16 protein-coding genes and 1 tRNA gene are annotated in these 19572 nt (G+C 55.2%); 9 read left to right on the forward strand and 8 right to left on the reverse strand.

The genetic code is table 11. The annotated features are described in order from the left end of the window. The first annotated feature begins 142 nt into the window (after positions 1-142). The gene (locus tag ACJO5Y_RS02055) at positions 143-847 is read left to right on the forward strand and encodes a hypothetical protein (RefSeq protein WP_406984704.1); all 705 of its coding nucleotides are present in this window, start codon (positions 143-145) and stop codon (positions 845-847) included. Next, positions 844-2247, forward strand: a complete 1404-nt coding sequence (locus tag ACJO5Y_RS02060) for a hypothetical protein (RefSeq protein WP_406984706.1) — start codon at positions 844-846, stop codon at positions 2245-2247. The genes ACJO5Y_RS02055 and ACJO5Y_RS02060 overlap by 4 nt, the downstream gene beginning before the upstream one ends. A gap of 582 nt (positions 2248-2829) precedes the next feature. On the opposite strand, the gene ACJO5Y_RS02065 is transcribed toward ACJO5Y_RS02060, so the two are convergent. The 4 genes from ACJO5Y_RS02065 to ACJO5Y_RS02080 form a co-directional block, all read right to left on the reverse strand. Next, entirely contained in the window at positions 2830-5166 is a 2337-nt protein-coding gene (locus ACJO5Y_RS02065; RefSeq protein WP_406984707.1) for a S8 family peptidase, read from the reverse strand. A gap of 21 nt (positions 5167-5187) precedes the next feature. Further along, complete coding sequence (locus ACJO5Y_RS02070; RefSeq protein ID WP_406984709.1) at positions 5188-6204, reverse strand: AAA family ATPase; 1017 nt, start codon at positions 6202-6204, stop codon at positions 5188-5190. Between the two features lie 198 nt (positions 6205-6402). Continuing rightward, positions 6403-6489: transfer RNA gene (locus tag ACJO5Y_RS02075), tRNA-Leu, on the reverse strand. Between the two features lie 79 nt (positions 6490-6568). Next, positions 6569-7192, reverse strand: a complete 624-nt coding sequence (locus tag ACJO5Y_RS02080) for a class I SAM-dependent methyltransferase (protein ID WP_406984710.1) — start codon at positions 7190-7192, stop codon at positions 6569-6571. 185 nt (positions 7193-7377) lie between these two features. On the opposite strand from ACJO5Y_RS02080, the gene ACJO5Y_RS02085 reads away from it, so the two are divergent. From ACJO5Y_RS02085 to cydC, 4 genes are read left to right on the forward strand one after another with little or no spacing between them, the layout of a single operon-like run. Continuing rightward, complete coding sequence (locus ACJO5Y_RS02085; RefSeq protein WP_406984712.1) at positions 7378-8823, forward strand: cytochrome ubiquinol oxidase subunit I; 1446 nt, start codon at positions 7378-7380, stop codon at positions 8821-8823. Positions 8824-8825: 2 nt separating this feature from the next. Continuing rightward, entirely contained in the window at positions 8826-9827 is a 1002-nt protein-coding gene (gene cydB, locus ACJO5Y_RS02090) for a cytochrome d ubiquinol oxidase subunit II (RefSeq protein WP_406984713.1), read from the forward strand. Then, on the forward strand, positions 9828-11516 hold the full coding sequence (gene cydD, locus ACJO5Y_RS02095; RefSeq protein WP_406984714.1) for a thiol reductant ABC exporter subunit CydD: 1689 nt from the start codon (positions 9828-9830) through the stop codon (positions 11514-11516). Further along, positions 11509-13128, forward strand: a complete 1620-nt coding sequence (gene cydC, locus ACJO5Y_RS02100; protein WP_406984715.1) for a thiol reductant ABC exporter subunit CydC — start codon at positions 11509-11511, stop codon at positions 13126-13128. Before cydD ends, cydC begins: the two co-directional genes overlap by 8 nt. Here cydC and ACJO5Y_RS02105 read toward each other — a convergent pair. After that, positions 13125-14366 (reverse strand): saccharopine dehydrogenase family protein, encoded by a 1242-nt coding sequence (locus ACJO5Y_RS02105; protein WP_406984716.1) that lies wholly within the window; start codon positions 14364-14366, stop codon positions 13125-13127. The two genes, cydC and ACJO5Y_RS02105, sit on opposite strands and share 4 nt — an antisense overlap. Before the next feature lie 11 nt (positions 14367-14377). Further along, a complete protein-coding gene (locus ACJO5Y_RS02110; protein ID WP_406984717.1) occupies positions 14378-14779 on the reverse strand; it encodes a hypothetical protein in 402 nt (133 codons plus the stop codon). Between the two features lie 110 nt (positions 14780-14889). On the opposite strand from ACJO5Y_RS02110, the gene ACJO5Y_RS02115 reads away from it, so the two are divergent. Continuing rightward, the gene (locus tag ACJO5Y_RS02115; RefSeq protein WP_406984730.1) at positions 14890-15216 is read left to right on the forward strand and encodes a hypothetical protein; all 327 of its coding nucleotides are present in this window, start codon (positions 14890-14892) and stop codon (positions 15214-15216) included. 12 nt (positions 15217-15228) lie between these two features. Beyond that, positions 15229-15690: a hypothetical protein gene (locus tag ACJO5Y_RS02120; protein WP_406984719.1), complete on the forward strand. Its 462-nt coding sequence runs from the start codon at positions 15229-15231 to the stop codon at positions 15688-15690. Between the two features lie 27 nt (positions 15691-15717). On the opposite strand, the gene ACJO5Y_RS02125 is transcribed toward ACJO5Y_RS02120, so the two are convergent. Continuing rightward, positions 15718-16659 carry an electron transfer flavoprotein subunit alpha/FixB family protein gene (locus ACJO5Y_RS02125; RefSeq protein ID WP_406984720.1) on the reverse strand — a complete coding sequence of 314 codons (942 nt, stop codon included), beginning with the start codon at positions 16657-16659 and terminating at the stop codon, positions 15718-15720. Next, on the reverse strand, positions 16660-17409 hold the full coding sequence (locus ACJO5Y_RS02130) for an electron transfer flavoprotein subunit beta/FixA family protein (RefSeq protein ID WP_406984721.1): 750 nt from the start codon (positions 17407-17409) through the stop codon (positions 16660-16662). 541 nt (positions 17410-17950) lie between these two features. On the opposite strand from ACJO5Y_RS02130, the gene ACJO5Y_RS02135 reads away from it, so the two are divergent. Then, the coding region (locus ACJO5Y_RS02135) for an electron transfer flavoprotein-ubiquinone oxidoreductase (protein WP_406984723.1) at positions 17951-19572 on the forward strand (1622 nt) is incomplete at its 3' end.

Below are 19572 nucleotides of genomic sequence, written 5' to 3' on the forward strand. Positions count from 1 at the left end.
CTGTAAAGTGGAGCTGAAAATTGTTATGCGTTGAAACATACTTACGCCATGCAAAATGTTCCCAAGCAAACTGGTTTCGCAGGCGATCTTAACCACAAAGCGTTCCGAAATTGTTGTGTAAGATTGCTATAAAATACCCTTTATGGAGTGGGATCCAGTCCATACAACTCATATTAAAAATAAGGTAATCATGATGTTTGGCCCTCAAACCACGTCAATTATGGTTGTTTATCCCAAGGGCTACTACGATGTAGCTACATCCCTCAAACACGCCATCTCCAAGCATGATCGTCTGGATAGCACTCTTTGGACTACAGAGCAGTACCAGCAAAATCTGCCGACGTTGTCAGGCAAAAGCCATGTAATTTTCCTTGGCACAGAGAAGGATTGCCCTGTCGCAAAACCCTTCCACGATCAAGTCGAGTCTGTAACTTTCCACGAGGGGGCCTGTTATGCCGTCGATGGACCTAAAGCTCTCGTCTTTGGCCTGGATGCCCCCACCCTTGAAAAATTTTCGGAGGCCGGACCGGATAGAAACTACGTCGGATTTGATGGTGAGCCCATTAGTTTTGCATCTGCGTCAGTAGAGGCAGAAATGGAGCCAGCAGAAAGCGCTCCGACAGGACAGGGAAGATTTGGCAAAGCAGGCTGGGGGGCATTAACGGGGGCAAGCACTTTGATGAACAGCATGGCTTCTGGTCGAGTTGCCGCCCGAGCTGCCGAAAAAGTTAAAGGTATGTGGTCAGCTTCTGACCAACGTATAGAAAATACCAAAACTGCTTCGATGCTATTTCTTGAACGAGGCCTGGATCAATGGCTTGAACTTGATAAAGAGTCTGCCGGATGAGTGTGTTTAACGACACCTTCCATAGAGCAATGGGCGCTACGGCGAGCGCTCACGGAACACACGCGTCGGCGGTCTACACCCAGAATGTTAACTCTGCAATCGATGCGGCCTTTGAGGCCATCCGAGACGAGGCTGACCGGGTCCAAAATGTAGACATCAAGTTCTCCAAAGGAAATATAGCTGAGGCCTACCATGCAGGAACCTTTAATGCCTCGGCGGCAGCAAAGGGGCGAGCGGATGTAAGCGCCGAAATGATGATTAACAACAAGCCCGGGCAAGATATTCGCTACGGTCAATTGGATGCTGATGAGCGGGTGGCGGAATTGAAATATTACAGCACCGGCGAAAAGACAGCCAAAGCGCTCGATAACCCTGGCTATTCCTCCAGCGACAAAGTGGTGCCAACTGATCAGCTCGACGAAGTACGCCGGGTTGCCTCAAGAGAGAGCTTGAGAAACATCGAAACCCGCCCTGAGACCTCTGAAAACTACGCCCATACTGCTGAATACGCGTCAGATCGCCTCGAATACGAAGACGTTACCTCTAAACCTCTCTCGAACAAAGAGGCAATCGATCTGGCAAAAGATCTAAAGTCTGAGGACACCGTTACCCCTGAAGATCACGGCCTGGATATCAGCGAGTTCGTTGAATGGTCGGACATTGCCCGAGAGGCAGGCCTAGCCGCATTGCATGCTGCCGCTTTTTCGGCAGCACTCACAGCCGCACCATATCTGGCCAAGGCGCTTGTTAATGGGATCAAGAAGGGTGAGATAGATGTTGATACCTTAAGCGAAGGTGCGGCGGCAGTCACCAAAGCGACGCCTCAGGCCGCTCTGAGGGCATCTGTAGCTGCGGCGATCGTCAGCGCCTCACAGGCTGGCTACTGCGGTGAGGCCATGAAGGAGATGTCGCCACATGCCGTCGGCATGGCCACGGCTATGGTGATCAATTCCATCGGCTACTCCATAAAATATGCAAAAGGGGAAATGCCAGGGAATGAGGTTGCGCTTAACTGCATCAAGGACTCCATCGCGCTTGCCTCAGGAATGCTTGGAGCGTCTTTGGGAAGTAGCATTATTCCAATTCCAGTGATGGGTGCCCTAATTGGCAACATAGTTGGATCCACTATTGGTGCAATGGCTTTTCAAGGGGTCCACTCAGTCACGCTAGGCATTTGTGTTGAGTCAGGCTGGACCATGTTTGGTCTTGTCGACCAGGATTATCAGGTCCCTGAAGACGTCCTTCAGCGGTGCGGCTTCGACTTAATCAAAGTAGAACGCATCAACATTCAGCGTTTTGAACCCAGCAGGATTCACGTCCAGAACATAGACGTTCAGAGGACTGGAGTCGTCTTCCTCAGAAGAGGTGTGATCGGGATGAGTGCTGTAGGTTATGTTTGAGCCTTTGACCATCCCAACGATTCACTGGAAGACCTGACGCTATGGGAATATCTGGCGAAACACAAACGGTCGGAAAACTCTAATCAGCGATGCAACTGAAACGGGGATGTATACACGATCGTCAGGCTGCTGACAAAAGCCATTGGGCAGGGTTTATCGAGACTATGAACGGCCCCTGTGTCAAACGAGTCGACCAGCCAATAAAAACGGCTAAATGGCTCGAGTTTGATCAAGATTCTGGAGAGCACCTGGATTGCCCGGAGAACCAATACGGCGAACCCTCGAAAGACAAACTATTGGGCCTTTACGCTCATGGAAAGTATTGGTTAACGCGGTTTTTAAGGTGGGAAGTTCAGCGCCCCAAGCAAACCAGGGAATCGCACGACACATATACCAATACCTGGCTAGAGCGGCTTTCGCAACTACCCGGATTCGCGAAGTGGCACAAACGGAAATCGACGCACTGCGTGCCGATACCGCGTACACCTGGGAGAAACTGAACAGTGAGGCTCACCCGCCACCTTGGAGTTCTGTCAATAACTGTACTGACGTGTTCTGACTTACCGGTGGTATTGGCAGTCATTAGGTACGGACACGAACCCGTAACTTTTCGTACAGCTGGATTTCTTCCTCGTGCGAAAGCTCTACCGCAACCGCGAATTTCTGCTCCTCAACAAACTCTTTAGCCCATCGGCCTTCACACCGTACTACCAGATAGTATCTGTCCCCGTATGCTGCTATCCCTCGATTAAACGATTGGGAGGCTACCTGTAGGGAGGAACGCTCCCTTTCTGTGGAGCCTGGTTTAAGGCCACAATTGAATTTACCTTCCATTTCAGGAAATTTTCCTTCGGCTCTCTCCCGTTTCCTGAAATGCTCAAAGATGAAATCCGGGTCACAGCCCCGAATAAGTCGGAAATTCACCTTTATTCCGGCATAGTCCATCCGCGAATGTCTCACCGGAGGGTCAAAAGCCAAGCTTACCTTTATATTTCTCCGCCCCTTTGTGGACTGGAATTCTTCAGGGATGGGAATTTCATACACTGCGAAATGATCTAGAGGCAAACTATCCTCTGTATACAGGACTACCCTTCCGTTATCGGAGTACGCCGCTTTTTCGAGGTCAATCTGACCATTCCCGCATATTTTTGGAATATTCTTCTCGCCCAATGGGGTCAAGAGATCCCTAATGGGCTCATTGATGGAAGCAGCAATCCCAAGGAGCGCCCGAATCAAGTTAGCACTTGCTCCAGGCAACACATTGAGTATCTGGGCGGCCTTGAAAGCTACCAGCGGAGTTGAATAAGAGGTTCCCGATCCTGTTGTAAACAACTGATTAAAATAGTCATGGTGGACAGTGAGAACACCAGCGGAGGGGAGGCTCCTCGCATCATGCAATCGAGCAGCGACTGGGTCAAACACTAACGTACCACCGAAATCCACAAAGTCTGGTTTTCGGGAACCTACAACGCCTGGGCCAATCCGAGTAAATGGTGACGGCTGCCCCAGAGTCGTGATTGGTCTATTTCCTACATATTGGCCCGAGGGGTCGTCTAGCCCTTCTCCATGTGCGACAGAACCGACGGTGATTACGTTTAGAGCGCTCGCTGGTTCAAGAACTCTGTTTTCCTTTTCCATCAGGTAGCTTGGATATTCAGTCACAGCCTCTTCCAATCTTTCGACTGTTCTCGGATGCCTATTACCTGCGGAGACCAAAATAACAATGTCTAGCTCAGCGGCCAGCTCATCCAGAGTCGCAGCCCAAGGACCTACTTTCCCGTCGTCGTAAGGCTGATCTTTAAGACCCAAAGATATTACAAATACTCGTGCACCGAACTCTCTATGTAATTTTTCAATCGCCTCCCTAATTTGATTGGGAACGAGTTTTTCCCTTGGGAACGCTCCGTGATGGTCGACCACTTTTGCAGAACATAGCCGTGAGCCTGGCTGGAGAGTCCGGTTTTGGAGCTGATTCCTTAAATCCCCGTAAATTGATATTCCAGCAACACGGGTTCCGTGGCCAAAATCATCCGCAACTCCCAATGTATCAGGCACCGCAATAGATCCTACTAGCAGATCTCTTAATAAAGGATGATCATTGACGCCGCTGTCAATTACTCCAATAATTGGCATATCGCCTTCAAGCGTTAATACCTCGGGAATATCGTCGACTGTTTGGTTTTGAAGTTCCTCAATCTCTGAATCCGCCTGAGGAGGCAAGTCGATTAAAGACACTTCATCCAAAGTTAGCACGTCCGCGATTAAGGCCTCATTAACCTCTAATCGCATCATAGTAATCGACGGCCCTATGAAGGTATCCAGAACTTTTGATTCATTTGCCTCAATGAATTCTGAGATTTGCTCAACTTTTGCTTCTCTAAGCGGACGAGAACCAAGATCCCAAATTTCAACATCGATTATTCGTTTCTGCTGTCCTACAAACTCCGCCACAGATGTATAGCCTTCTTCTTTCAACCGCTTTCCTATACGATCTACGGGCTGTACCTCTGAAATCTCCTCAATTGCCGAAACAAATCCGGCGTATTGGGGATTCTGCCGGCCAACTGGCACTCCTCGCTCGTAAGCCTCTAACCTAGCCTTTAAATCATTGATATCTCGGGTGGAGGAAAAGAGAACGAGGTGTTTATCTTCATCGCTTGAGAGCACGCTCAACCCCAGCTTTTCCCACTCATCTTCCTGTAAGCCGCCCTCCATCTTCACACGAAGGATTAAAGAGGGTGTTACCGTTGGTGGGCGTTGCCTAGTGATTTGCTGTTGAACTGTACTCTCGAGTTCCGACTTAAGCTTGGCGCCATGATTCGAGGGGTTGCGAGTTATGCTAGGAGAAAAACCGGGCCTTTTTCTACGCTCCAATCGTTGAGGGAGCCTCTTCATCTCCAAGTGTTGATACTGCGCCATAATCCTTTAGCTCCTTATCATTCAACGTTTGGCAATATTTTTTCGTCTTCTTTCCTCATTCTGCCAAGCTTTCTCGAAGTCAAACTTAGATACATGATCTCTAGATTGAATTACCGAATTTCTTAAAGCACCGATACATACTCGTTCCAACTCTGCATATGAGTATCCATCTAACTCGTGCACGTAATCATGCACCGAGAAATCAGGCCTAGCATTTTTAAAACGGGTTTTCAAAAACCTATCGATCATTTGAAAATTCGGTTTTTCAAACCAAATAATCTCATCGAAACGACGCCAAATAGCCTGATCTAATGACTTTTCATAATTCGTAGCGGCAATTAGATAGCCCCGAATTTTTAACCGGTCGATGAACAGCAGTAAGCTATTTACCACCCTTCGAAGTTCGCTATGCTCACTTGCGTCATCTCTGGCTCTTGCCAAAGCATCGAACTCATCGAGAAACAGAATACATGGCTGCTTGGTGGCGAATTCAAAAATCTTTCGGATATTAGTGGCTGTCTCACCCAAGAAAGACGACATTAATCGATCAATTTTCACAACGTACAATGGCAAGCCAATTTCACGTGCAAAAACACCTGCACTCATAGTCTTTCCACAACCAGGTGGGCCACAAAACAGTAGTTTGGACCTCAGCGGCAATCCCGTTTTCTCAATCTTATCTGAGGCTCTAAACTCTACAATTAAATCAGAGAATATCTTTTTATTTTCAGCAGAGAGAACGACCTCTTTATGTGAGTAGGCTGTATCCACCTCCTCTAAAAATTCATTGGCTATTCCTGGTGCTGAGGCCAACGGCATCAGGCCTTTGGCCTCTTGCTTTCTAGAGACCGTCTGGTGACGGTTAGGAGATGACTTAGAACCCGACATTCCATTATTGAGAGTTCTACGCAGAGCCTTGGCAAGAAGTTGATTTCTTTTAGATTCTTCCTCTGAAATGATCACTTCTGCGGCTGCACGGAACGCATTTTCGTCACCATAGCTTTCCAACAGCTTTTTGATTAGTTCGCCTCGTGCCATGTGTGCCTCTTATTTCTAGATCTCGGCGATGATAGCCACAGAAAGACGGGTATTCCAAGCGTATGTTTCCAAATAAGCCATCAAGACTCTATAAATGCCAAGGGGCGGGGCACCACGCCGTCCGTCTACATTGTGTCTACGTTAGTGAATTTACAATTTGAAGGGTGAGAGAGTAACGCTATAAGGTATTGATTTTAATGGTGCCCGGAGCCGGAATCGAACCGGCACGGCCTTGCGGCCGAGAGATTTTAAGTCTCTTGTGTCTACCAATTTCACCATCCGGGCATCGGAGGGAGGTTTTGAGGGGCAGAATTGTATAAGGCCGTGTCGGCTAACGCAATTCCAATTGGCCGCCGGGGAAAGCTCACGCCGCTTTGACCGCCCTGCCCTTGTAGATATAGCCGGCGATCTTTGGGGCTTTCGGCACGTAGAAGTTGTCCAGTTCCAGAATGTCGAACCCGGTCTCGCGGATCAGGTCGGCTATCGGGCGGTTCAGGTGGCAGCCGCCGGCCAGTTTTTTCCAGCCCGGGGTGATTCGGTGTTGCCAGCGGCGAACGCCTTGGTCACAGGACTCTCCGTGTTCCAGGAACAGCAGTTCTCCGTCGGGTTTGAGTACCCGTTTCATCTGTTCCAGGGCGGCGCGCCAGTCGGGAATGGTGCACAGGGTGAAGGTCAGCAGAACGGTGTCCACGCTGTTGTCGGGCAGCGGAATTTTCTCGCCCGGCAGATCCAGCCATTCCACGTTTACCGGTGACCGGCTGAGGTTTTCCCGGGCTTTTCGGCGCATGCCTTCTGACGGCTCCAGGCCGTAGACCAGGCTGACGGTGTCCGGGTTATAGAATTCCAGGTTGATGGCGGAACCCATGCCGACTTCCAGCACCACGCCCCTGGCCTTCGGTACGACCTGGCTGCGCAGTTTCATCACCTGGCCCACGGAGCAGGTGCAGTCTATGATGTGAGGCAGTATTTTGTCTTCGTAAAAGCTCATGGGGTTCGCCATACTTGTTTTAAATCAAGGACAGAGCAATTTGTCCTATTGGTTAAGGTCCTGTTTTTAGTAGCATGACCCGCATCTGCCGGTAATAACAACTTTACAACATGAGCTCAGGCAGCGGCCGAACGGGCGCGCTTTGCCCGTTTTTGTAACGTGTGAGTAGTTACCGGAGGTTCCCAATGGAACTTGATCCTCTCATCCTATCGCGAATCCAGTTCGCGTTTGTGGTGTCATTTCACGCCATCTTTCCGGTGTTCACCATCGGGCTTGCTTCCTTCATCGCTGTGCTTGAAGGGCTCTTCTTTAAAACACGCAATCCGGTATGGGAAAAGCTTTCGGGTTTCTGGACCAAGGTCTTTGCCGTTGTCTTCGGTATGGGGGTGGTGTCCGGCATAGTGATGTCGTTCCAGTTCGGCACCAACTGGAGCAATTTTGCCCAGGCCTCGGCCAACTTCCTCGGCCCGGTTCTCAGTTATGAGGTGGTGACGGCGTTCTTCCTGGAAGCGGCGTTTCTTGGCGTGCTTCTGTTCGGGCGTAACAAGGTACCGGCCGGGGTTCACCTGTTTGCGTCCATTATGGTGGCGCTGGGTACTTTTATTTCCTCGTTCTGGATCCTGTCTGCAAACAGCTGGATGCACACCCCTGCAGGTACGGAACTGCGTGATGGCGTGTTCTACGTAACCTCCTGGAGCGAAGCCATTTTCAACCCGTCTTTCCCCTATCGCTTTATGCACATGGGGCTGGCGTCGTTCCTGACCGGCAGTTTCGTGGTGGCGGGCGTTAGTGCCTGGTACCTGTTGCGGGGCCGTGAGGTGGAAGCGAACAAGAAGGCGCTGTCGATGTGCCTCTGGCTGTTGCTGTTCATCGCGCCTCTGCAAGCGGTTGTCGGTGATTTTCATGGCCTGAACACCCTGGAACACCAGCCGATGAAAGTGGCGGCAATGGAGGGCAACTGGGAAACCTCAACCCATGTGCCGTTGTTGCTGTTCGCGATTCCGGACCAGGAAAACCAGACCAATCTGTTTGAGATTGGCTTGCCGGGCGTGGCTAGCCTCATCCTCACCCACGATTGGGATGGCGAGGTTCCGGGCCTGAACGAAATATCGGCCGATGAGCAGCCCCCGGTTGCCTTGGTGTTCTGGGCATTCCGGGTGATGGTGGGCCTTGGCCTGCTGATGATCGCCTTTGCGGTGACCGGTCTGATCCTCAGGGCGGGTGGTCGCTACTGGCGTTCTCCCTGGTTCCTGCAGGGGTTGCGGTTTATGAGCATTACCCCCTTTATTGCGGTACTCGCCGGCTGGATCGTGACGGAAACCGGCCGCGCGCCCTGGCTGGTGTACGGGATGATGAACCACGCTGATTCGGTCACCCCGTCCCTCACCGGCGGCATGGCCCTTTTCACTCTGATCGGCTATATCGTGGTGTACGCCCTGGTGTTCTCTGCCGGGGTCTACTACCTCATGCGTGTACTGTATGTCGGTCTGGAGGACTCACACGAAGACGACGATCATGAAGCGGAGCGCCCGAAACGCCCGTTGTCCGCAACCCATGTGCCCTTTGAGATTGAGCACGATGAAGGCGACCTTGTCGGTACCGCGAAACCCACCAAACACCGAGGCCATTGATTATGGAACTGTTTGATCTGCCCCTTATCTGGGCCTTCATTATTGGTTTTGGCATCATCATGTACGTGTTGATGGACGGGTTTGACCTGGGTGTTGGCATTCTCTTTCCCTTTGCGCCTTCCGAGGAAGACCGGGATACCATGATGAACACCGTCGCCCCGGTATGGGACGGCAACGAGACCTGGCTGGTGCTGGGCGGCGCCGGGCTGTTGGCGGCATTCCCGATGGTGTACTCCATCCTGCTGCCTGCACTGTACATCGGTGTGTTCCTGTTGCTGGCGGGGCTGATTTTCCGGGGCGTGGCATTCGAGTTTCGCTTTAAGGCCCAAACATCCCGTTATCTCTGGAACTGGGCCTTTGCCGGCGGCTCCACGTTGGCGGCGTTTTCCCAGGGCGCAGTGGTGGGCGCCTACATCCAGGGCTTTGAAACCATGGATGGCGTGTACGTCGGTAGCGCCCTGGACTGGTTAACCCCGTTCACGGTGCTGACCGGGCTCGGCATGCTCGCCGGTTATGCGCTGCTCGGCACCACCTGGCTGATCCTGAAAACGGAAGGCCACCTGCAGGACTGGGCATACAAACTGGCCCTGCCGCTGCTGGGCGGCGTGCTGGTGGTGTTTGGAATTATCAGTGTGTGGACACCGTTTGTGGATGACATGGTACGGGACCGCTGGTTCTCCAACCTCAGTGTGATCTGGATCCTGCCGGCGCTGACGCTGCTGTGTGCGTTCCAGATTTACCGCTCGGTCCGCAACCGGTTTGAGGGTATGCCATTCGTAGCGACCATGGGGTTGTTCATCTTTACGTACCTGGGCCTGATCGTCAGCCGCTGGCCCTATGTGGTACCACCGGATTACACCCTGTGGGATGCGGCTTCCGCCTATGAGTCCCAGCTGTTCCTGTTGCTTGGTCTGCTGTTCGTGATTCCCATTGTGCTGACGTATACCGCCTGGACGTACTGGGTATTCCGCGGCAAGGTCCGGGCCGGCGAGGGATATCATTAAGTGACCGAACCGACGCCTGCGGACGTCCGGACATGGCTGGGTGATCTGGCCCGGGGCAGCCGCTCCCTGATTCGGGGAGCGGTTATCGCGGGCACGGTGGCCGGGCTGGCCACCATTGCCCAGATGGCGTTGCTGGCACGCATTGTCTATCTCGGCGTGGTCGATAAGGCACCGGTGACCGAACTGGGCGCCCTGTTCGCCGGGCTGGTGGCTGCCATCCTGGTTCGTGGTGTCGCCCAGGGCCTCCAGACCCGGGTGGCGGCCCAATGCAGCCGCAAGGTTCGTGCGGATGTCCGTCGCCAACTCAATCGTCACTGGCGGGCCTGTGGCCCGGTTCACCTCGGGCAGCAATCCGCAGGCACCCTGGCGCGGGAATGGATTGATCATGTGGATGCCCTGCATGGTTATTTCGCCCGTTTCCTGCCGCAACTGGTGCTGGCCGTTGCGCTCCCGCTGATCATTCTGGTGGTCGTGCTCTGGCTGGACTGGCTTGCGGGCATTTTCCTGCTGCTGTCCGCGCCCCTGATTCCGATATTCATGGCCCTGGTGGGGATGGGAGCGGAAAAGCTTAACCAACAGCATTTTGAAACCATCAGCCGACTGTCGGGCCAGTTTCTCGACAAGGTGCGCGGGCTCACCACTTTGCAACTGTTTGGCGCGACGGATACCGCCATCACCGCCATTCGTGAACGCTCGGATCGCTACCGCAGAATCACCATGAAGACCCTCAAGGTGGCCTTCCTTTCCTCCGCCGTTCTGGAATTCTTTGCGTCAGTCGCTATCGCGGTCATCGCCATCTACATCGGGTTTGGCCTGCTGGGTTACATCGCCTGGGGTCCCGCCGGGGAGCTGACGCTGTTTTCCGGCCTGTTGGTGTTGTTGCTGGCGCCGGAGTTTTTCCAGCCCCTGCGTACCCTCTCCCAGCACTATCACGACCGGGCCGCAGCGCTGGGCGCCAGCGCCGAACTTCTGGCCAGGTTGCGCTCGACACCCGAACCCCATTCGCGACCAGTCACCGCGCCAACACAGCAGGGGGTAAATGGGAACAACAGCCGGATTAGCCTGCAGGGTATCTCAATGAGGTATGGCGATGGCCCGCAGGTTTTCAGTAATCAGTCCCTGGCCATTGAACGCGGTGATGTCGTTGCCCTGACCGGACCTTCGGGGGGCGGCAAGTCTACCCTGCTGCAAATCCTGGCCGGTTTCATCCGTCCCGATGAAGGCACTGTTGACGTGTTCGGCCAGCCCGCCGGCAGTTTCCGCTTTGGCTGGCTCGGGCAGTCGGCGTTTCTGGTGCATGGCAGCTGGGCGGATAACCTCCGTCTGACCACGCCGGATGCATCAGACATCGCCATCGAGGCGGCGCTGCGCCATGTGGGGCTGGGATACCTGATCGACAACCGGGACCAGGGAATCTACAGCACGGTCTCCGAGGATGGTCAGGGGCTGTCCGGCGGTCAGGCCCGGCGCCTGAGCCTGGCCCGGATCTTTGTGGCGGATTATGACCTGATCCTGCTGGATGAGCCGACCGCCGGACTGGACACCGACAGCGAGATTTTCGTGCTGGAGGCGTTGCATAAACTGTCGGTTGCCGGCAAAACGCTGATCTTTGCCACCCACCACCAGGCGCTGCTCACACTGGCCAACCGTATTCTTCTGGTCTCGCAGGGAGGGGTTCGCAATGCCTGAACTCAAACCCTGGCTGGCACTGATCTTCCAGCGCCCGGGGCGGCTGATAACCGGCGGTCTGTTAATGTTGCTGACGCTGCTTGCCGGTATGGGGCTGCTGGCACTTTCAGGCTGGTTTATTACCGCAACGGCACTCACCGGACTGCTTCTGGCTGCCGGTGTGCAGGCATCCCTTAACCTCTATATACCCGGTGGCGGTATCCGGTTGTTTGCGGTCACTCGCACCGTGGCGCGCTACCTTGAACGCGTCTACAACCACGATACGGTGCTGAGGCTGCTCACCGATATCCGGGTTACCCTGTTCCGTCAGCTGTCCCTGGCCAGACGTGGCAGCCGGTCAGCCCTCAGGGGCTCCCAGTGGCTTTCGCGGCTGACCAGTGATGTGGATGCACTAGATACCCTGTACCTTCGCCTGATCGCCCCGACGGCGCTGGCCGCATTGGTGACCATGCTCCTGGTGATCACGGCGGCCCTGTTTTACAGCTGGCAACTGGCACTGATCCTGCTCGCCCTGCTAACCGTGGCGTTTGTGGGGGCAACGGTGGCGGTTTTTGTCAGAACCTGCGCGCTGACCTCTCGGCAAACCGACGAAACCGAGGAAATCCGCACCGGCGTGATAGAACACCTGGATGGGTTTGCAGAACTCACCGCCGCTGGACGTACCGGAAAGCATGCCGCCTGGCTGCTGCGTAATGCTTCCTGGGTGACACGGCAGCAGGCAGAGACGGAAACCCGCGTGGGCTGGCACTCTGCCCTGACCCAGGTATTGATCAACCTGGCGGTGGTTTGTGCGCTGTGGATGGGGCTACAGCTCTACAGCATTGATGCCATCAGCGGTCCGGTCATGGTGTTGCTGCCCATCGCGCTGCTGGGGTTGGGCGAGGTCTACGCCATGCTGCCTGACGCCTTCGGCCGACTCGGTGGCACGATAGCCTCCGCCGCCAGACTGAACCGGGACTGTCACGATACGCCTGAACGTCATCCGGCCCCGGAAACCAGCCCTGCTTTGCAGGAAAATGTGGCAGTCGAGATCCGTAACCTGACCCTGCGGCACCCGAACCATCCGCCGCTGATGACCCATTTCAATCTGTCCGTCGAATGCGGGCAATGGCTGGGAATTATCGGGGTATCCGGTTCCGGAAAATCCTCACTCGCCGACGCTCTGGCGGGACTGATAACGCCAACGGCCGGCTCGCATGTCACCCGGGAATGTTGCTATCTGACGCAACAAACGGTGTTGTTTGAAGATACCTTGCGGTCCAATCTTTTGCTGGGTCATTCCGGCGCCACGGATCAACAGCTTTGGAGCGTGCTGGAACTGGTGGGTATGGCGGAACGATTCGTTCATGAGCCGGAACAGCTGAATACCTGGCTTGGTGCCAGAGGCAGCCGTTTATCGGGCGGCGAGGCCCGGCGCATCGCCCTGGCCAGGGTGCTGCTGACTTCCCGCCCTATTGTCATTCTGGACGAGCCATTCACTGGGGTGGATGCTAAAACCCGCGACCGGATCAACGCGCGTCTGCCGACCTGGCTCAGCGGGAAAACCGTCATCAGTCTGGGCCACGCGCCGGAAGCCATTCCTGACTCCGACGCGGTGGTTCACCTCAGCTAGCGGGTTTCCACTACCTCGAAGGTCAGGCCCGCTTTGGAGGTCAGGCGCTCAAGCAGTTTGCCATCCAGCACCGATGCCGGTGTCCAGAATCCGCCCGGCTGTTCGGCGGGTACATCAAACGCCAGGCACATGCCCGCCTCACCCAGCATTTTGCCGGTGGAACCGTACCCTGGGTCCTGATCGCCGGTCACCTTGGTGATGATGGTTTTGCCGTCCTCGGTCCGGCCAACAAAGCGCAGATCGTAGAATCCGGCTTTCTGGGCCTCCGGGCTGGGCCCTTCGCCGGGCTTGGGCACGAACTTCTCCACCAGCCAGCGGGTTGGCTTGATAGCAGAGGCAGTAAAGAACGCGGCCAGACCGCCGGTGATGGCGTACGAAGCCAGTCGACCCCTGGCGCCACGGCCTGTCATCATCGCTTCGTCGTAGGTGAACTCCTTGCCGTACCGGGCATCCTGCAAGGCGTTGGAGCGATGCACCACCCGGGTGTTGATCGCACCCATAACAAAGGGCGCGAGCCAGGCATTGAAGGTTTTGTCGAATTCGGCACCTTTGAGGCTCGGCTGCCGGGTCGTCGAGCGGTGCTCCGGCGGACAGATGGAGAACGGGTTCGCCAGTTCCTTTCGCAGCTTCGGATCCGCTGCGGCTTCCCTGGCCACGTTCATCATGGAAGCCACGGTGCCACCCGAAAACTCGCCTTTGGCGACCTTCACCCGCATACGGACATCGCGACAAGGCGCGCCAAAGGTCTCTTCCGCTTTATTCTGCAGGAACCAGACGCCCATATCCGAAGGGATGGAGTCAAAGCCGCAACAATGGACAATGCGGGCGCCGGACGACTTCGCCTCTTCCTCGTAGCGCTCCACCATCTTGCGAATCCATTGCACTTCCCCGGCCAGGTCGCAATAATCGGTTCCGGTGCGCACACAGGCCTGAACCAGAGGCTCACCGTACAATGCGTAGGGTCCTACCGTGGAGATGATAACCCGCGTCTGGTCACACATGGCCTGCAAATCAGCCTCATCCGCAGCATCAGCAATGATAACTGGCAGTTCCGTACCTTTGGGCCCCAGGTCGCCCTTGAGCTTGTCGAGTTTGCCCTGTGAACGTCCGGCGATTGCCCAGGAAACCGATTGCCCCACGCCATAGGTATCCAGCAGATACCGTGTGAGGATCTGCCCCACAAAGCTCGTTGCCCCGAAGACCACCAGGTCATAGGTTGTGTCCGTTGATTTCGTCATTATTCATCCTTTTAGTTATTACGTTGGAAAACGTGCATGAAGATCGCGACACCCAGGCCCCAGAAGCCGTTCAGTACCAGCCCGCCCATCCAGGTCTGGGCGGACACATCAAGGCTTTTCAGGGGGAATACGACCAGCATGGCAACCGCAGTTGGGCCGATCGCCCCTACAATGACATGGCCCAGCCAGAATTTCACCCCGGCCAGACGCCCCAAAAGGGCCCAAAGCACGATACCCCAGAGCCCTCCGAAAAACGCCAGGGATACCACCGCCGGCACGCCAAAAGGCGGTACCGGTGTCAAATTGAAGGGCGCCATTGGCACCGTGCCGCCCAGATAGAACAAAGCAAACAGTCCCTGGTGGAAAATAAGGGTCGCGAGAAAGCCACTCACAAATGCCTTGAACCAAACCATGTAATATCTCCTTAAAAGGATCGTCGGCACGGCCAATCGTTTGTCACAATGTATCCGGCACACTGCAGGAAACACAATGAAAAACACACACGTCCCGGAGGTCAACCTTGGTGACACTGTTACTGATCCTGAGCTTGCTGCTTGCCGCCTTCAGTGCCTTTCTTTTCTGGCAGATCTGCGAGCAGCGTAAAGTCATCGCCCAGATGATGGAAAATGATGACATCACAGAACCGGATCGGGATCCCGAGCTGATCCTTACGTTACGGGTCGTGGATCCGATTTCTGTTGCCAAGCGGGAATCCCGTTCGGCCCGCGTTCTGGCCGACCACTTGCCTGTCATGGTTAAAAAAATGGTGTATCAGGAAGTGATGAAGGAACTGGAACGGGAACTGGATGAACGTGAAATCGACGTGCAGATGCACATTGAATATCGCTGATTGAGGTAACCCATGTCTACTCTGATTGCCTCTGCCACCCTGTTGACAGCAAGCGCAGCAGGGCTGGCCTATACATACTGGCAACTGCTCGACAGCCGTCGCCGTCTGCGGGTGGTGAATTCCCAGCGCATTGCCGCGAACAGTGCGATCCAGAAAAGCCGGATGGACCTGCTGGAAGTCCGTAACCGTGCGAGGTTGCTTGAAGAAACCGTTACCGGCGGCGCGACAGCCGTGGAGAAGGTCCACAAGGCCATTTCCTCGACTACCTTTGGGCTGATTGATCATTTCTCCCGGGATGACCAGTTCCGTCAAACTGCCCGCAAAGCCCGGGAAACCCATGACCAGACCAGTCAACAGATTTACCACGGCGTGCGCACCACCAATCGGGCGCTGCACATACTGGCCGACACCCTGATTATCGGCAAAGCGGAAAAACGGATCGTTTCCAGGAAGCATAAAAAAAGGCACCCGTAGGTGCCTTTTTTCTGAGCTCTCAGAAAGTTACAGAACTTTCTTCAACTCTTCTTCAAGCTGCGGAACCGCTTCGAACAGGTCCGCGACCAGGCCGTAATCGGCAACCTGGAAGATCGGCGCTTCCTCGTCCTTGTTGATCGCAACGATCACCTTGGAGTCGGACATACCGGCCAGGTGCTGGATGGCACCGGAGATACCAACAGCGATGTACAGCTGCGGAGCAACGATCTTACCGGTCTGACCGACCTGCATGTCGTTCGGCACGAAGCCGGCGTCCACGGCGGCACGGGATGCACCCACGGCGGCGCCCAGCAGATCAGCTACCTGCTCCAGCATCTTGAAGTTGTCGCCGTTCTGCATGCCACGGCCACCGGAAACCACAATACCGGCGCTGCCGAGGTCCGGACGGTCGGACTTGGCCAGCTCTTCGCTCACGAAGGCGGACAGGCCGGCGTCTTTTACCACGTCCAGCTGCTCAACAGCGGCGGAACCGCCTTCTGCGGCAACCGGATCAAATGCGGTCGGACGTACGGTGATGACCTTGATGGCGTCGTTCGCCTTCACAGTAGCAATGGCGTTACCAGCGTAGATCGGACGAACGAAGGTGTCTTCAGACTCGACGCGCATGATGTCGGAGACCTGAGCCACGTCCAGCAGCGCAGCAACGCGCGGCATGAAGTCCTTACCGGTGGTACCGGCGGCAGCCAGGATGTGGCTGTAGCCCTTGCCCACTTCGGCAACCAGTTCACCCAGGTTTTCCGCCAGGAAGTGACCGTAAGCGGCGTTGTCGGCAACCAGTACCTTGTTCACGCCTTCGGCCTTCGCCGCTGCTTCGCCTACAGCGCCGCAGTTCTCGCCGGCAACCAGTACGTCGATATCGCCACCGATGGCTTTGGCAGCGGCGACTACGTTCAGGGTTGCCTGCTTCAGCTCGCTGTTGTCATGTTCAGCAATTACAAGGATGCTCATTTAGATCACCTTCGCTTCGTTCTTCAGTTTATCGACCAGCTCAGCAACGTCCGCTACCTTCACACCCGCCTGACGGGCGGCCGGTGCTTCCACTTTCAGGGTGGACAGACGGTTGGCAATGTCGACACCCAGATCGGCCGGGCTCATGGACTCGAGCGGCTTCTTCTTGGCCTTCATGATGTTGGGCAGCGAAGCGTAACGCGGCTCGTTCAGACGCAGGTCAGTGGTGACCACGGCCGGCAGGTTCAGCGCCAGGGTCATCAGGCCACCGTCGATTTCACGGGTGACGTTGACCTTGTCGCCTTCGACAACCACTTCCGACGCGAAGGTGCCCTGACCCATACCGGTCAGCGCGGCCAGCATCTGGCCGGTCTGGTTGTTGTCGGAATCGATGGACTGTTTACCGAGGATAACCAGCTTCGGCTCTTCCTTCTCCACCACGCTCTTCAGCAGCTTGGCCGCTTCGAGAGACTGAACCTCTTCGTCGGTTTCGATGTGGATACCACGGTCGGCACCCAGTGCCAGAGCAGTACGGATTTGCTCCTGGGCGGCCTTCGGGCCGATGGATACCACCACGATTTCACTGGCAACACCCTTCTCTTTCAGGCGAACCGCTTCTTCTACAGCGATTTCGCAGAACGGGTTCATTGCCATCTTGACGTTGGCGAGATCAACGCCGGTGTTGTCCGGCTTGACGCGCACCTTTACGTTGTAGTCGATAACTCGTTTTACAGCGACCAGAACCTTCATAGATTCCTCGTTCTTCTACGATGGGTTTAATGACTCGCAATCAGAAACACTCTCAAAACACGACTCCACGTATGCGGAAAACGGAGTGTTTCTCGATTCCTGTCGTTTCGATGTGAGGCCGGAATTAAGGGCTTCAGACCGAACGTTCAAACAGCGGCCTCACGCGGGGCCTGCTGTCACGGCGGACTTATACTGCAGGCAAAGGTGCACGGGGTCAATAGCCCCAGTCGACACGCCACGCCTGTTTTCACAGCCAACTGAACCGTATTGACTCAGCAAAGCTGTGAGACGATACTAAAAAACGACTCAGAAAGCACGTTTAGCACCTCTATAAACAATGCCAAAGGACAGGCCAAATTTCAAACAAACGTTTGTTTGATTTTCGATATGCGCTACCCTTGGGGTTGTCAAAAGAGTTATCAAGTCGGGCTATTCGACTAAGGGGAGTCGTCTATACGGAGTTTTACCGGTATGATAACCCCCCTGAATTATCCGCCTGCGGGCACATAATATCCATTAAAAGAAGTTTGAGGAGACCAACGTGGAACGCGAATCGATGGAATTTGATGTTCTTATCGTCGGCGGTGGGCCCGCTGGCCTTTCGGCTGCCTGCCGGGTCATGCAGCTGGCTCAGGAAGCTGAACAGGAACTGACGGTCTGTGTCGTTGAGAAGGGTTCCGAGATCGGCGCTCATATCCTGGCCGGTACCGTATTCGAGCCGACCGCGCTAAACGAACTCTTCCCGGACTGGAAAGAGAAAGGCGCACCGCTGAACACCCCGGTGACCCGGGATGACATTTTCCTGCTGAAGAACCAGGAAAAAGCGACCAAGATCCCCAATGCCTTTGTGCCGAAGAACATGCACAACCATGGCAACTACATCATCAGTCTGGGCAATCTGTGCCGCTGGCTCGCCGAGCAGGCCGAAGGCCTGGGCGTGGAAGTCTACCCGGGCTTTGCCGCTTCCGAGACCATCATTGAAGATGGCCAGGTAAAAGGCATCATTACCGGCGATATGGGCGTGGCCCGTGACGGCAGCGAGAAAGACGGCTACATGCCGGGCATGGAGCTGCGCGCCAAGTACACCCTGTTCACCGAAGGCTGTCGTGGTCACCTGGGCAAGCGCTTGATCAATGACTTCAAGCTGGACGAAGGCAAGGATCCCCAGCACTACGGTATTGGTATCAAGGAACTGTGGGACATCGATCCGGCCAAACACGAGCCGGGCCTGGTTGTGCACTCCACGGGCTGGCCGCTGAGTGAAAGCAGCTCTACGGGCGGTTCCTTCCTGTACCACCTGGAGAACGGCCAGGTCTATGTCGGCCTGATCACCGACCTGTCCTACAGCAATCCGCACCTGAGCCCGTTCGATGAATTCCAGCGCCTCAAGCTGCACCCGGAGTTCAAACAGTATCTGGAAGGCGGCAAGCGTGTTTCCTACGGTGCCCGCGCCATCACCAAGGGCGGCTTCAACTCCCTGCCGAAGATGAGCTTCCCGGGTGGCCTGTTGCTGGGCTGTGATGCCGGCACCCTGAATTTCTCCAAGATCAAGGGCTCCCACACCGCCATGAAATCTGGCCTGCTGGGCGCGGAAGCGGTGTTCGAAGCATTGAAGGAAGGCAAGTCCGGTGAGGAAATCACCAGCTTTGCCGATCGCTTCAAGGACAGCTGGCTCTACAAAGAACTGTATGACGAGCGCAACTTTGGCCCGGCCATGCACAAATTCGGTAATGTGGTTGGCGGCGGCATCGCCTTCTTCGAGCAGAACATCCTGCATCGCAGCCTGCCGTTCACCCTGCACGACACCATCCCGGATTACGCCACCCTGAAGCCGGCGTCCGAGGCCAAGAAGATCGATTACCCGAAACCGGATAACACCCTGACCTTCGACAAGCTGTCGTCGGTGTTCATTTCCAACACCAACCACGAGGAAGATCAGCCGGTTCACCTGAAACTGACCGATCCGGACATTCCGCTGAAGGACAACCTGCCCAAGTACAACGAGCCCGCGCAGCGTTACTGCCCGGCCGGCGTATACGAGGTGGTTGAAGCCGAAGACGGCAGCGGCAAGAAGTTCCAGATCAACGCCCAGAACTGTGTTCACTGCAAGACCTGTGATATCAAGGATCCTGCCCAGAACATCAACTGGGTGACTCCGGAAGG

Origin of the sequence: Marinobacter alkalisoli (genome assembly GCF_045449855.1) — a bacterium.
GTDB lineage: Bacteria > Pseudomonadota > Gammaproteobacteria > Pseudomonadales > Oleiphilaceae > Marinobacter.

Bases quoted from the DNA above. Each gene is read 5' to 3' on its own strand.
- ACJO5Y_RS02070 (WP_406984709.1), bottom strand. From the start codon at position 6,204: ATGGCACGAGGCGAACTAATCAAAAAGCTGTTGGAAAGCTATGGTGAC.
- ACJO5Y_RS02060 (WP_406984706.1), top strand. From the start codon at position 844: ATGAGTGTGTTTAACGACACCTTCCATAGAGCAATGGGCGCTACGGCG.
- ACJO5Y_RS02065 (WP_406984707.1), bottom strand. From the start codon at position 5,166: ATGGCGCAGTATCAACACTTGGAGATGAAGAGGCTCCCTCAACGATTG.
- ACJO5Y_RS02110 (WP_406984717.1), bottom strand. From the start codon at position 14,779: ATGGTTTGGTTCAAGGCATTTGTGAGTGGCTTTCTCGCGACCCTTATT.
- ACJO5Y_RS02130 (WP_406984721.1), bottom strand. From the start codon at position 17,409: ATGAAGGTTCTGGTCGCTGTAAAACGAGTTATCGACTACAACGTAAAG.
- ACJO5Y_RS02080 (WP_406984710.1), bottom strand. From the start codon at position 7,192: ATGAGCTTTTACGAAGACAAAATACTGCCTCACATCATAGACTGCACC.
- ACJO5Y_RS02120 (WP_406984719.1), top strand. From the start codon at position 15,229: ATGTCTACTCTGATTGCCTCTGCCACCCTGTTGACAGCAAGCGCAGCA.
- ACJO5Y_RS02055 (WP_406984704.1), top strand. From the start codon at position 143: ATGGAGTGGGATCCAGTCCATACAACTCATATTAAAAATAAGGTAATC.
- ACJO5Y_RS02085 (WP_406984712.1), top strand. From the start codon at position 7,378: ATGGAACTTGATCCTCTCATCCTATCGCGAATCCAGTTCGCGTTTGTG.
- ACJO5Y_RS02125 (WP_406984720.1), bottom strand. From the start codon at position 16,659: ATGAGCATCCTTGTAATTGCTGAACATGACAACAGCGAGCTGAAGCAG.
- cydC (WP_406984715.1), top strand. From the start codon at position 11,509: ATGCCTGAACTCAAACCCTGGCTGGCACTGATCTTCCAGCGCCCGGGG.
- ACJO5Y_RS02105 (WP_406984716.1), bottom strand. From the start codon at position 14,366: ATGACGAAATCAACGGACACAACCTATGACCTGGTGGTCTTCGGGGCA.
- cydB (WP_406984713.1), top strand. From the start codon at position 8,826: ATGGAACTGTTTGATCTGCCCCTTATCTGGGCCTTCATTATTGGTTTT.